The sequence below is a fragment of the Caballeronia udeis genome (assembly GCF_044909315.1).
GTDB classification, from domain to species: domain Bacteria; phylum Pseudomonadota; class Gammaproteobacteria; order Burkholderiales; family Burkholderiaceae; genus Caballeronia; species Caballeronia udeis_A.
Genome location: NZ_JBIYEB010000004.1, coordinates 227,162 through 240,421 on the forward strand (window position 1 = coordinate 227,162; position 13,260 = coordinate 240,421).

Annotated in this window: 7 protein-coding genes; 2 read left to right on the forward strand and 5 right to left on the reverse strand. The window is 59.4% G+C overall.

Annotation, left to right across the window (positions count from 1 at the left end; all coding sequences use genetic code 11):
• Positions 1-29 precede the first annotated feature (29 nt).
• A complete protein-coding gene (locus ABH944_RS08455; protein ID WP_404605693.1) occupies positions 30-4,682 on the forward strand; it encodes a molybdopterin cofactor-binding domain-containing protein in 4,653 nt (1,550 codons plus the stop codon).
• 61 nt (positions 4,683-4,743) lie between these two features.
• On the opposite strand, the gene ABH944_RS08460 is transcribed toward ABH944_RS08455, so the two are convergent.
• The 5 genes from ABH944_RS08460 to ABH944_RS08480 form a co-directional block, all read right to left on the reverse strand.
• Positions 4,744-5,988, reverse strand: coding sequence for a nucleoside deaminase (locus tag ABH944_RS08460; protein ID WP_404605691.1), 1,245 nt, complete (start codon positions 5,986-5,988; stop codon positions 4,744-4,746).
• Positions 5,989-6,110: 122 nt separating this feature from the next.
• Positions 6,111-7,943: a GMC oxidoreductase gene (locus tag ABH944_RS08465; protein ID WP_404605689.1), complete on the reverse strand. Its 1,833-nt coding sequence runs from the start codon at positions 7,941-7,943 to the stop codon at positions 6,111-6,113.
• Positions 7,944-7,978: 35 nt separating this feature from the next.
• A complete protein-coding gene (locus ABH944_RS08470; RefSeq protein ID WP_404605688.1) occupies positions 7,979-8,638 on the reverse strand; it encodes a twin-arginine translocation signal domain-containing protein in 660 nt (219 codons plus the stop codon).
• 42 nt (positions 8,639-8,680) lie between these two features.
• A complete protein-coding gene (locus ABH944_RS08475) occupies positions 8,681-10,357 on the reverse strand; it encodes a hypothetical protein (protein WP_404605687.1) in 1,677 nt (558 codons plus the stop codon).
• Between the two features lie 598 nt (positions 10,358-10,955).
• Positions 10,956-11,882, reverse strand: coding sequence for a 2-hydroxyacid dehydrogenase (locus ABH944_RS08480; protein WP_404605686.1), 927 nt, complete (start codon positions 11,880-11,882; stop codon positions 10,956-10,958).
• Positions 11,883-12,206: 324 nt separating this feature from the next.
• Here ABH944_RS08480 and ABH944_RS08485 point away from each other — a divergent pair, with 324 nt between their 5' ends.
• Positions 12,207-13,178 carry a threo-3-hydroxy-L-aspartate ammonia-lyase gene (locus tag ABH944_RS08485; protein WP_404605684.1) on the forward strand — a complete coding sequence of 324 codons (972 nt, stop codon included), beginning with the start codon at positions 12,207-12,209 and terminating at the stop codon, positions 13,176-13,178.
• Positions 13,179-13,260: the final 82 nt, after the last annotated feature.

Sequence of the window (13,260 nt, forward strand, 5' to 3'; positions counted from 1 at the left end):
CTTAAAAATAAACCTGTGGAAGGCTGCATATGAGTGGTGAAACGCAATACGTCAATCGTGTTGACTTCTTCCTGAACGGAGAGCCTGTCAGCATCGAAAATCCCAGTCCGGATTTTCTGTTGATCGACTTTCTGCGGTCCTCCGATATCGGTCTCGCCGGACCCAAGAAGGCGTGCGGACAAGGCGGATGTGGCTCGTGTACGGTGATCCTGTCCAGCTGGAAGGACAACCGCGAGGAACACCGCGCCATCAACGCCTGCCTTCGGCCAGTGTGCGCACTGAGCGGACTCGTCGTTACGACAGTGGAAGGAACCGGAACACCCGGCGTGTTGCCCGCACGCTACCCCATGCACGCGCCGACTTCGGGCTTCGCCCCGCTCAACTGGACGCCACCGCCGGCGGTGCGGCAAGCCGCAACGCGATCGCGCATGACGAGGATCGCATCCGGTACAACGAAGCCAGCGGATTTTTCGTCCACGGCCGGCCTGCCCGACCATGACGATGCGAATCCGCACGCCGCCGGCAACCTGCCCGGCATCAATCCTGTCGCGCAGCGGCTGGCGGCAAACAATGGCAGTCAGTGCGGCTACTGTACGGTCGGGTTCGTGATGAACATGTCCGAGTTCATTGTCAATAACCCGCATCCGACCAAGCAGCAGATCGAGGATATCTTCGATGGAAATATCTGCCGGTGCACGGGCTATCGTCCGATCCTGACCGGCATGAAGACCTTCGCACGCGACTACACCCGCGAGGACGAGAAGGAGCGGATGAAGTGCCTGCTGGAGCGCGGCCAGACCGGGCAAGTGCCGGCGGCCAGCGTCGCGATTCCGTTTCCGGAGGCGGCCCGGGCCGTGCCGCGGCCGGTGCTCATCGGTGGGCCTCATCACGCGGGCAAGCACTGGTACACGGCAACCTCATGGAACGAAGCGTTCGAGTATGCGTTCCAGTGCCAGGCCCAGGCGATTCCCTACCAGTTTGTCAACGGCCACACCTCATTCGGCATCTACAAGGACGAATGTCTTGAGTCGCGTGCATCTATTGATGTGCACCGGGTACCGGAATTAAACCGGCCCCACAGCGTGGATGCCGAGTGGCTGACGGTCAGCGCAGGCATTACCTTCAGCGACCTGATCGCTCTTCTCGACACGGTGATGGCGGAATATGACCAGTCCGCGGTCAGTCCGTTGGCGGCATTGCATGGCATGGCCCGCAGGACCGGAGGACGCGTAGTCCGGAATGCCGCAACCCTGGGCGGCAATACGATGCTGGTGATGAAACACCTCTTCCCGCGGGACGAGGCACATCCGGGATACGGTGGTGAGCCGTTCCCCTCCGACACGCTGACGGTGCTGGCCGCGATCGGTGCGGAAATTACCTTCGTCATGCTACGGCCGTCTCCTGTCGACCCGCCGTCCACCACCACCACCTATGTGATGTCCGTGAAAGAGGCGATCACATTCTTTCAGGACCTCGGCGGGAAGGCTGGCGAAGCCACGCTGATCGTGTCGTACCGGATTCCCCTTGAACGGGCCAATCAGGTTGTCCTTTCCCAGAAGACCGCACTGAGGGAGGTGAACGCGCACGCTATCGTCAACATGACCAGCGATACGGTCTGGGCAACGGCAGGCGCAGAACCTTCCGATAGCTATATCCAGACGGCAAACCTCGTATTCGGCGGGATTTCGGATGCACCGTGGGCGGCCGGGCGGACAGAAGCATTCCTCAATGGCCTGGGCCGGCCGCTGACGACGGAAGACCTCACGGAAAGCCTGGCCATACTGGAGCGGGAGGTCAGGCAAGAGCTCGAGAAATGGGCGTCGTTTCGGGCAGAGCTGCCTGACGACGGCTTCTCCGACGACTACCGGGTGACCCTGGCTTTGTCCCTGTTCTACAAGGCGTTGATCAACGCGCTGGTGCACCGGGGCGTGCCGGTTGACCCGGCTGTTGCCTCGGCAGGCGATATCCCATGGGGTCGCTGGGGCGTCAGTTCGGGACGCCAGTCATACGCCGTTCCACCGGTCGACCGCCATCCGGTGGGCCAGCCGTATATCAAGAATACGGCTATCTACCAGGCCCTCGGCGAAATGCACTATACGCACGAGCTGGCGATCCCTCCTCGGACCCTGCATGGCGCCTTCGTTCAAAGCCTCCGTGCATTGGCGGGGTTCTATTTTTGCCTGCCGGGTTCTTCCGATACGGAAATCACGCGCGAACAGCTCAAGGGCCATCTCGCGGCAACGTTTCCCAATCAGTTCAACGATCTCCTGACAAGTGACAGTGTTCCGCCCCACGGCCTCAATTTTCAGGGAAAAGCGCTGGACCAGCCGCTGTTTGCTAAGCGCAGTGTTCATTACCCGGGCCAGACGATTGCGATGGTACTGGCCCGCGACGAACAGGCGGCCAATGACATAGCCGAGTATGCGACCCGGTTCTGCATTGGCTATAGAACGATCACATGGGACGGAAGCTGGCCCGCGCAGTGGAACGAACCGGTGCTGGGCATTGAGGATGCCATCGCGAGAAACAGCATTTTTCCGGATGCCCCGAGCACGGCGAACTACGTGACGCATATCTGGAAGATCACGCGGCCGGACAGCACGTTCGACTGGACGGATTCGAGCCGTGAACCGCTGGATCGAAGCATCGAGGTAACCGACCTGTCCGGTGTACCGGATCAGCTCTTTGCCAACTGTATCCGGCTGGCGAACAGCCAGCGCAACGGCGGCCAGATCCATTTTTATATGGAAACCCAGGCTTGCCTGGTCGTACCGCAGGATGAAGGCCGGTTTGTCGTCCACCCGTCCTCGCAGAGCCCGATGGAAATGCATCAAACGTCGGCGATGGCGATCGGGGTTCCCTACAATCGGCTGGATATCCGCGTCGCCCCGCTTGGCGGCGGTTTTGGCGGGAAAACAGAGCAGGCGCGATTCGTCACCGGACCCGCTGTCGTGGCCGCATACCGGCTGAACCGACCGGTACGGGTCGTACTGCCAAGAGATGTGGACACCCGGATGATCGGCAAGCGGCACGCATTTTTTGGCCAGTGCCAGATCGCCGTCGACCGCACGACTTTGCAGATCAAGGGCTTCTGGACCCAGATGTGGGGAGACGGCGGCGCTTACTACGACTGTTCGTTTATCGTTTCAAACTGCATCCAGCTACGGGCCGACAACGTCTATAACGTGCCGAATTACCAGAGCCAGATCGACGTGTGCCGGACGAACACCGCACCCAGCACGGCCATGCGCGCATTCGGCGACCTGCAGGGAAAGAACATCATCGAGAATGCGCTCGACGATGCGGCTGTCGCACTCGGCATACCGTCCGAGCAACTCAGGGAAGCCAACTTTTATAACCCTGGCGACCTGACTCCGTTTGGACAGGTGCTGGACGGCTGCTATATCAGGCAGGTGTGGAACTGGCTCAAGACTACCTGCTCTTTCGAAGACAAGTCCCGTGCGGTGGAGCAATTCAACCGCGACAACACCTGGCGCAAACGCGGTATTGCGATGATCCCGGTGAAGTACGGCTCCGGATATAACCTCCTGCAATTGGAGCAGGCGGCAGGGATCGCGGTGGTCAATCAAGCGGACGGAACGGTGACGATTCATCAAAGCGGCGTGGAGATGGGACAAGGCCTGATCACCCAGGTCCTGCAAGTCGCCGCTTATGTGCTCAACATCCCAATGGAGATGATCCATATTGAAAGCCCGAAGACCAGTGTTACGCCAAACCCGACCAGCACCGGAGCCTCGACCGGAACGCAATACAACTGCGAAGTGGCCAAGGCTATCTGCACGGACCTCGCTAAACGTCTCAGGGAATTTGGGGCGCAGTTGAGAGTCGAGAAAGGCGAACAATGGTGCAAGGACAATGGCGTCAACTACTGGGATTACAAAGAAACCGGCTGGGCGCAAGAAGTCTTCGCACACGGGCAAACCGCGTTGATCTGGCAGAACCTGATTCACTACGCCTATGTAGCAAGAGTGAACCTGGTAGCGAGTTTCACGGTACAGGTGGCCGGTGGTGAGGAATCCGTACCATGGAAGACCTTCAAGCCGTTGGACCAGCAACCCCGGATTCCGGGTATCGACGTTGACGAAAGTGCGCAGCCCGGCGGTACCGTCGACTGTTTCGTCGGCTTCACCTACTCCGCGGCATGCTCGGTCGTGGAAGTGGATATCCTGACCGGCGAAGTCAAGATCATCAGTTCGGATATTGCCTACGACATGGGATGGAGCATGAATCCGGCCATCGATATCGGCCAGGTCGAAGGAGCGTTTGTGCAGGGCATCGGCTATCTGATTTCTGAAGACCTTGTGTTCGAGCCGGAAGGCGATGAAAAGGGCCGCCTGAACAGCGCCAATACCTGGCGCTATAAAGTCCCCGCACACGTATCCATTCCTCTGGAAATGAACGTGCACCTGTTCCCCCGAAACGACCCGTCAGTCGCGGGTGTGCCGACCACCGACGAGCACGGGATCTACTCGTCGAAGGAGGCCGGTGAACCGCCCATGGTGCTCGCCAACAGCGTGTTTTTTGCCATCAAGGCGGCGATCCGTGCGTCGCGCGTCGAGCGCAACCTCACGCCGCTGTTTTTCCTGGATGCGCCGGCGACAGTAGAGGAGGTACGGCGCGCGTGCGAGGTGGGAAGAGAAGCACTCGTCCTTCATGCCTGAAAGAGAACCACGGGGTTCCGGTTGGGAAACGCCCGTGGCTCATGTACGGCTCAAGTACGGATCAGCCGATCCCTTCTATCAACCCCTGGTTCGTCACCTGAATCGGGTTGACCTTGATCTCACTGCTATACAACGGCGGCATCTTCGTGCAGAAGGCCGCCAGTGTGTCGGCGTTCATCCGCGAGCGGACGTATTGATAGGGCGACGGGTTGTTGACGGTATCGAGCGCGCCTTCCATTGTCGAACCGTAAGCGCCGAGTTCCATGAAGCTCTGCGTCTGGCTAAGCGGGCCGATGTCGGGGCGCACCCGGGGCTCGTCGTCCAGCATCGGTCCCAACGCGAAAACAAAGGTGCAGTACTTCGGATGGGGCAAGTATTTACGCGTGTCCTTGATTCCATCCATCTGAAGTTGCCGGCGCAATCCGGCATAGGTGCGGGTCACTTCCATGAACGCGGTCCGGATGGACGACATGGACTCCGATCCTGACTTGCAAAGCAGCAAATTGCCGTGGTGGTCGAGCAGCGCGACCGCCTGTCCCTTGCCGCCCAGGGTGATGTCGTACTGCATCATGGCCTTCAGGTACGGCACCAGCCCCTCGTCCGGTGTGAACGGCGCCTGCGAGCGATACTGCAGGGCCTGGGCATACTTGCTGGACAGCGCAACGCGGATCGGATCCGTCGAAGTCAGCGACAGGATATCCCCGAGTTGATCGAACGGCAGATCATTGTTGATCTGCTGACGCACGGATGCGAGCGTCGCCTGGAAAATGTTTTCGCACAAGGCGACAGTACGGCCCTGGATGGTCTTCGCGGTGAATGCGGGGACGTTATTCTCCGGTCCTTTCGCCAGGCGGTTGTAGCAAACGCCGTCAACAACTTCGGGGTAACCGAATCGCGTCTCCGCTCTTTTCGCCATGCCGGGCGTCAACGAAGGAAAGTCGGACTTCGTGTCGTAGTTGATGCCGGAATACGTGTCGTAGGCAGCGGTCAAGACCTTGAACCCCGCTGTCAGGATCGCACCCGTGCACATGCAGCACGGATCGAGAGACGTGACGACGGTGATCTGGCTCGGCTCAGGAAGGTTTTTGCTATTTGCGTAATACCAGTCGGTAAGCTGCCGCTCTCCATGTGCTGTCGGGTCGGAGGTATAGCCGTCCTTGATCACCTGGTTCGGCATCGCGTGCAGGACATTACCCGCGTCGTCGACCAGCAGGCCACCGACCGAGAAGGTATTCGCACAGCTGGCGATGAGCGTTTGATCCGCGGCGATTTCCATCGCCTGCTCCACGGTTGTTACTTTTGCCATTTCGACCATCCCTATGGAAATTGTGAATCTGGATACGCAAATCTCTCAATCGACACGACTGCTGATGTAAATCCGACCTGCATCCGGCAGTCACGAAAATTGAAAGTCACCTCCCTGCTCCATCAAACCCTCGTCAGAATATGGTCCACGGTCATTGACGTGACCGCGAGCATGGTCAGCGTCGGATTCTGCGAACTGATACTGGGCATTGATCCGCAGCCCACGATATACAGGTTCGAGTGGTCCCAGCTTTGCTGGTGATAGTTGACCACCGAGGCCTGGGGGCTGGAACCCATCACATGAGTCCCGCACACATGTCCCGCGCCGTAATAGTTGAATGACTCTTTCCCGTAGGTAAATTGCTTGGCGTTGCCGGCATCGAATTGCGTGCATTCCAGCGCGCCTACCCGGCGCATGAATTCGGTGGTGGCGAGCCTGGCCGAGATAAAACCCTTGCGCGTGTAGTCGGACAGGTTGTACGTGATGAGCGGCCTGGGAATGCCCAGGTTATCGGTCTCGGTCGGCGACAACTGCACGCGATTGCTCTGCTCGGCGTCCTGTTCGACCAGGAAGGCAATCCTGAATTGCCGTGTCAGATAACCGTTCAGTGCCTTCAGGAGGCTCTTGTTGCCGAGTACCTGCGGGCTCTTGTTCGGGCCGCCGTTGTTCAGCCCGCCAATGTTCTTGCCGTACAGGAAATCCGGGCCGATCGCGTACGGCTCGCCCTTCGCCCAGTTCCATCCTTCATTGCCGAGCTCCAGCCGCCAGGACGCGCGCGTGCTCCTGAACGGACCGTCACGCAGCGATTCGATCCCGCTGGTGGCGAGCGGGCCGCGATAGCTGTACGCCGGCGCGTTGACGGGCATCAGCCCCCAGGCCAGATACGTGGCATGGTCCATCAGGTTCCTGCCGACCTGATCGCTGCTGTTCGCGACCGTCATGCCCGTTTTCCACGGCGAGTTGAGCAATATCCTGGCGTTTTCGATCGCGCTGGCTGCCAGCACGAACAAGGTGCCAACCGCTGTGCCTTCCCCGGTCTTTCCCGACTTGGCCGGCACTGAAATATCGTCGTAGGTCAGGTAATGCAGGCCACTGATTTCTCCGTCTTCGCCGACGGTGATCCTGTCCACCACGGTTTGATACTTGACGCTGACGAACCCGGTAGCCAGCGCCTTTCCCAACGCATACGCGGCGTCGTATTTCGCCTGGATCGGGCAAATAGGCACGCAGTTGGTGTTGCCATGACATACCCTGCGATTGTCATAAGGCACGGAGTTTCGTGCTTGCGGCGTTTTCGTGACAACCGTCTTCTGGCCTGTGAAGTAATCCTCACTAGTCAATGGCTCGCCATCTACACGAGCCTTTATGTACTTGTCGCTCAGTGACAGCGGGATCGGCGGCATGGGGAACCGGTAGTCCGGCGGAATGTCGTCGCGGGCCGCGATCTGTTCCGCTGTGCTGCCGGCAACGCCCATGAACGCTTCGACTTTTGCGTAGTGGTTATCCAGTTCCTCCTGGGCGATAGGCCAGTCGAGTCCATGCTGGTATTTCCGCCGCAGCATGAAATCATTCTTGGTCATCCGCAGCGTCGTGCCTTGCCAGTGATTGCCGGTACCGCCCGCAAGCTTCAGGTAGGTACTGCCGAACGGCAGGGAACCCGGCGTGTAGGTCAGGTAGGAAATCTCCGGATTGTCCCAGCCAAAGACCAGTTGCTGGATCGTCGGATGCGGCGCATTTGTCTTTCGCGGCTGATTGTTATTGGCGTCCGGCGGATACGGCGATTCCGGCGACTTGAATCCGGCAAGATAGAAAGACTCCATATAGTCTTCCCGATGCCGCGGCGTAGCCGGGCCCGCCTCCAGCATCAGCACCTTCTTTCCCTTGCTTCCCAGCTCGTAAGCCATGAAGGCACCCGCGTGACCGGTCCCGACAATTATCACGTCATACTCAGGCATCTTCGATTCCCCATGTTTAAAGACGGCGCCGCGTTTTACGCGAGACTGATTCCGTAATCGGCGAGCGACGGCGGGGCACTTGCCCAGCTACCGAAGCTGAACTGGCTGAAACCCATTGGATGTGTCTGGGCGATGCGCCAGATCCAGGCGTTCTTGTAGGCGCGGCTGGAAATGACGAAATTCTTTTGGTAGTCAGCGGCGATCCCGCTTGCCGACGTGGAGATATTTTCTATTTCAGTGCCGCCGTACCAGGAACCGTAGAGCCACATCAGTGTGATCAGGCGGGAAAAAGCACCATTCAAGCTGGTATTGGGGCCGTCCCCGGAGGCCAGCAAAACTTGCGCGATCTGATCGGGCCTGCGGTGCTGTTTCTCCATCACGTCATAAGCGGCGAGCAGGTTTTTAATGCTGTCCTTTCCGGCCAGTACGGTGAGGCCATAGAACACGTCTGCCATCGATACATCATCTGGCCGGATCGCCGGATTCAGAACACCCGCGTCAATACCGAGCAGTGCCGATGACAAATTGACGAAGCCGGCGGGCGCCCGCTCGCGCGGCGCCGCCTCGGCCAGACTCCAGAGCGGCAGCCCCGGCGCCAGCAGCGCACCACCAATCGTACCCGCGGTTTTCAATACGTCTCTGCGACTGATTTTTATCATGCCTGGTCCCTTGACCTTCTTGCTGTTATTCAACATTCGCCCGCAATTTCCACCCAACTATTTCCCCGCCGGCTCCTACTACCTGCTGGTCCCCATCACGTAGTCGACGACTGAGGACGCTTCATGTCCTGTGAGTACTCCAGCGTCGGCAGCACCACCCGATTTCGCGCCGGATGTGCTCGGGTTGAGCTTGCCTTTGCTTTGCGCCCGGCTCAGCGAAAACACGAAATCGCTGGACGAGCCGGTGGTCATGGAAGCATCCGAGTGGCAACTGACGCAACTCGACGTCGTGCGATCGGCGCCGCCCGACACCGTGTGCGGCCCTGTCGAAGAGAAGGGCATCACCGCCCCCGTTGGCGGTATGGTCCGCATCTGGTCGCCCGGTGGAATCGGGTTGCCGCTTGGCGTGATCTCACCGTGGAAGAACCCCGGGATATACGTCTCCATGGTCGAGTTCGACAGGAATGACGTGGCCGGCATTCCGTCCGGGTAGGCGGGATTCGGGACAGCGGCACCCTGCACGCCGCCCACGGTCTTTACGTTGGTCGGGAACTGGACATCGACCAGGAAGTAGTTAGCCCAGACGCTATCCGGATAGGTCCTCTTGACCCGGTTGTTGTATTGCTCGTTGACGGCCAGCGCAAGCTTGCCCGGGGCAGCCAGGCGTACGAGCTGCGTCGGCGTCTGGCCGGGCCGCTGCGGATTCCATGGCTCAGCCGGTACGGTATCGAACACGCAGCTCGGCACTCCGCCCGACGCCGGACCCGATGCCGGACATTTGGATGCATCAAAAAAACTGTAGTCACGCTTGAGCGTGGAGGTGAAATCGTTGAGCCAGGGTCCGTTGTCGACATGTTCGAATGTGGCCCATACCCATTGCGGCGCCGACCTCGTCAGATGGACGATATGAAAGCCAACGAGTCCGATCGGCTTCAGCGAGCACTGCTCCCTGACCGTGGGTTCATCAGCGAATGCACCGCCGGCTTCATCGTAGACATAGGCCTGGGTCCGGTAAAAACTCGACTTGTTGTCCGAAGCGTCCAGTATCTTCCAGGACGATTTGACAAAAATGGATCCTGTCATTGCAGGATCGTCGTTGCCGGAATATTGGCCGGCCGGGAACCGGACCGTCTGCTTGTCACGGTCCGGGTTGTTCACATCCATCGCGGCCTGGCCTTCGGTGGAATAGAGCTGGTGAGCCGTGATGTAGTCGAATATCGGTTTGTTGAAGCTCAAGCCATACCTGACATATTGCCCCTGCTTGTCGATCACCGGTCCCATCCGGTTGGCCTGTACATACTCGTCGAGCACGATCCTGTCAGTCAGTTCAAGCCGCCCCGACGCATCCGGCCTGAGACAGGTTGCCGGGGTCTGGTGACCTGCGCCGAACGCGGCCGGCGCGGCAGCCCCCGGCAGGAAGATGTCCCGTGCCTCCGGCCAGGTTTGCCAGACGGCGGTGTAGTCCCCGCCGTGATAGTCCAGTCCGTGCTCCCTGCTTGGCGCCGGTTCCGGCTTTCCCTGCGGGCTCGTTGCCACCGGGAAGTTCAACGCGATGAAGTCCCGCCAGGCCAGCTCGGCATAGGCCATGTACCTGGCCTCGTAAGTGGCGGCGGTAGCCGGGTTGATGTCGCCGCCAGGATGACAGCTATACGGTGCACTCCAGCAACCTGCGGCGTTCGCATCATCCGGTTTGAAAATGGAAAGCAGGCCAAAGGCCAGCAGCAAGATGACGTGACGCCTCGCAATCGCAACCATTTATTTTTCTCTCTACATCAATGACCCGCCCGGACTGGTCCCCGGATCCGGTCTGGACCGGATGTTCCCGAGCGAGAGACTTCAACCAGAGTCAACCATGCGCAGTCACATCTGGAATCGCCTTGCCAGATGCTATTACCACATCAATCGTTGCGGTTGCCACCGTGGTCGACAAGTGTGCCGGACCGGCATCCGCCAGAGAGCACGATGCCGGCACGTGCGTGTGCCGACTTGTTGAGTAGCGGGTGAATCGAAATGCCCTCGTAAGGGGCCGACCTCCTTCTTGCGCATACCGTCCGGTATTCAGCGAAGGCGGTCAGATCAATCGGCGGCCTTACGTTCAAGCCAGCTCGTTGATCCCCTCATATTTCCATAACAAAAAACGGCGCCGCAAGAACAATTATTGTCCGGGGGCGCTCTAAAAAAGAGATCACGAATGAAGACGGTGGATTCAACAGGAGCACGCGTACTTGAACGGCTGCACCTTCCGCCAAGGATGGGTTGGCGACCTTGCGGACGGGTATGCCCCTTTCATTGCCAACTCCAAAACGGGGGCTTCATGCAATCGAATGACTTTCAGCGTGGCCGCAGCACCAGCTCAGTAGCCTTGCCCCCGGTCGATCTGGCCGATCATCGGCCGGCCTTCACGATGACGGCGCAGGTTCTCCAGCACCACCTCGACTGCCGTATCCGGCCGTGTGGCGCTGGCGATGTGCGGCGTGATGCGCACACACGGATGCGTCCAGAGCGGATGCGTGGGCGGTAACGGCTCGGGGTCGGTCACATCGAGGATCGCCTGCGAAAGATGCCCGCTGTGAAGCAGGTCCAGCAGGTCCTCCTGGTTCAGGTGCCCGCCACGCCCGACATTGATCAGCGCTGCACCGCGCGGCAACCCCGACAGCAGGCGTTTGTCCAGGATGCCGCGCGTGGCGGACGTTAGCGGCAACAGGCAGATCAGCACATCGGTGCGCGCAAGGAAAGGCGCCAGCGCCTCGTGACCGGCAAAGCATTCCACCCCGTCGATGTCGCGCGGCGTCCGGCTCCACCCGGCGCAGCGAAAGTTGAACAGCTTGAGCCGCTCGAGCACGGCCTGCCCCAGCATGCCCAGCCCCAACACGCCTACACGCCGCTCGCTCGCGGACAGCACCGGCAGCGGCCCCCACTCGTGCGCGGCCTGCTGGCGGCCATAGGTAAAGATATCGCGGTGCAGACTCAGTACCGCCTGCGTGACATATTCGACCATGCCTTCGACAATGCCCGGCTCCACCATGCGGACCACGGGAATATGCGGCGGCACCAGCGAAAGATCGAACTGGTCAATGCCTGCACCGGTCGAGAAGACGACTTCGACGTTGGGCAGGAGCGTATGGAGGTCCTCAGGTGGCGCCCATGCAGCGAGATACCGCACCTCGCGGGCGTCGCCCAGATCGGGCCACACGCGGAACCCGACCTCCGGTGCGCGCTCGGCGAAGAGCTTTGCCCATTGCTGGCCGCGTGAGGGATCGGCCTTGTAGAGAAATGTCATGAAGTCCTCTTTTGATCCGTGCCGCCCTGCCCCAATGGAGCGGCCGGGGAGAGCCCGGCATTACCCGGTAGCCTGGTTGATGGTGGAAAATACGGTGGCAAATTAATGGTGGCAAATCGCCGGAAATCCTCACGATGACTTTACTGTGGCGAGATCCGCGGTTACTGCATAGGACGATCTTTCTATTCTCGCCACGAATGCTGCTTGTGGCGAAAAATTTGACAGTCTGTATATTTTTGGACAAACTGTATTTGCTCTATTTTCTAGCGTCGCCGGCATTGTTTTCCCCACAGTGCCAAGGATCATCTCTCGTATCGAAAGGCCATGGACAACTTGCTACCCCTCCCCACTTTCAACGACATCACGGCAGCGAACGGACGCATCAACGGCTATGCCCATAGAACTCCGGTGCTGACTTCCCGAACGATCAGTGAAGAGCTTGGAGCAGAAGTGTTCTTCAAGTGCGAGAACCTGCAGCGCATGGGCGCCTTCAAATTTCGCGGGGCTTTCAACGCGCTTTCCCGCTTTAGCGAGACCCAGCGCAAAGCGGGAGTGGTGGCCTTTTCTTCCGGGAATCACGCACAAGCGATCGCACTGGCAGCAGGACTCCTTAACATGCCGGCAACTATCGTGATGCCGCATGACGCTCCCGCAGCAAAAGTTGCCGCGACCAAGGGCTATGGCGGCAACGTGGTTATCTACGACCGGTACAAGGAAGACAGGGAACAGATCGGGCGGGAACTTGCAGCAAAACATGGCCTGACTCTTATCCCGCCTTACGACCATCCTGACGTGATCGCGGGGCAAGGTACGGCCGCGTATGAGCTTTTTGAGGAAGTGGGTCAGCTTGATGCGCTGTTTGTCCCATTGGGAGGCGGCGGACTGCTCGCGGGCACGTCTCTATCCAAAGGGGCCATGTCGCCGGATACCGCGTTGTATGGAGTCGAGCCCGAGTCCGGCAATGACGGCCAACAGTCCTTCCGAACCGGCAGCATCGTCCACATCGACACGCCGGTGACGATTGCCGATGGCGCCCAGACCCAGCATCTGGGGAATTACACCTTTCCGCTCATTCAAAAGGGCGTGCGTGACATTCTCACCGCCGGTGATCAGGAACTCATCAATTGCATGAAGTTCTTTGCCGCAAGAATGAAAATTATCGTGGAACCCACGGGTTGCCTGGGCCTGGCGGCAGCGAGGCAAATGAAGGATCAACTCGCCGGAAAACGTGTGGGCGTCATCGTCAGCGGAGGCAACATCGATCTCGCGAAATTCTCTGAGTTGACGTCCCGTTGACGAACTCATGAGGAATCGCAATCATTTTTTTGCGCGCCAAAAAAGCCAAACCATAAAGCGCCATCTGCGCGCTTTGTCGAGG

Bases quoted from the DNA above. Each gene is read 5' to 3' on its own strand.
- ABH944_RS08470 (WP_404605688.1), bottom strand. From the start codon at position 8,638: ATGTTGAATAACAGCAAGAAGGTCAAGGGACCAGGCATGATAAAAATC.
- ABH944_RS08460 (WP_404605691.1), bottom strand. From the start codon at position 5,988: ATGGCAAAAGTAACAACCGTGGAGCAGGCGATGGAAATCGCCGCGGAT.
- ABH944_RS08455 (WP_404605693.1), top strand. From the start codon at position 30: ATGAGTGGTGAAACGCAATACGTCAATCGTGTTGACTTCTTCCTGAAC.
- ABH944_RS08465 (WP_404605689.1), bottom strand. From the start codon at position 7,943: ATGCCTGAGTATGACGTGATAATTGTCGGGACCGGTCACGCGGGTGCC.
- ABH944_RS08475 (WP_404605687.1), bottom strand. From the start codon at position 10,357: ATGGTTGCGATTGCGAGGCGTCACGTCATCTTGCTGCTGGCCTTTGGC.
- ABH944_RS08485 (WP_404605684.1), top strand. From the start codon at position 12,207: ATGGACAACTTGCTACCCCTCCCCACTTTCAACGACATCACGGCAGCG.
- ABH944_RS08480 (WP_404605686.1), bottom strand. From the start codon at position 11,882: ATGACATTTCTCTACAAGGCCGATCCCTCACGCGGCCAGCAATGGGCA.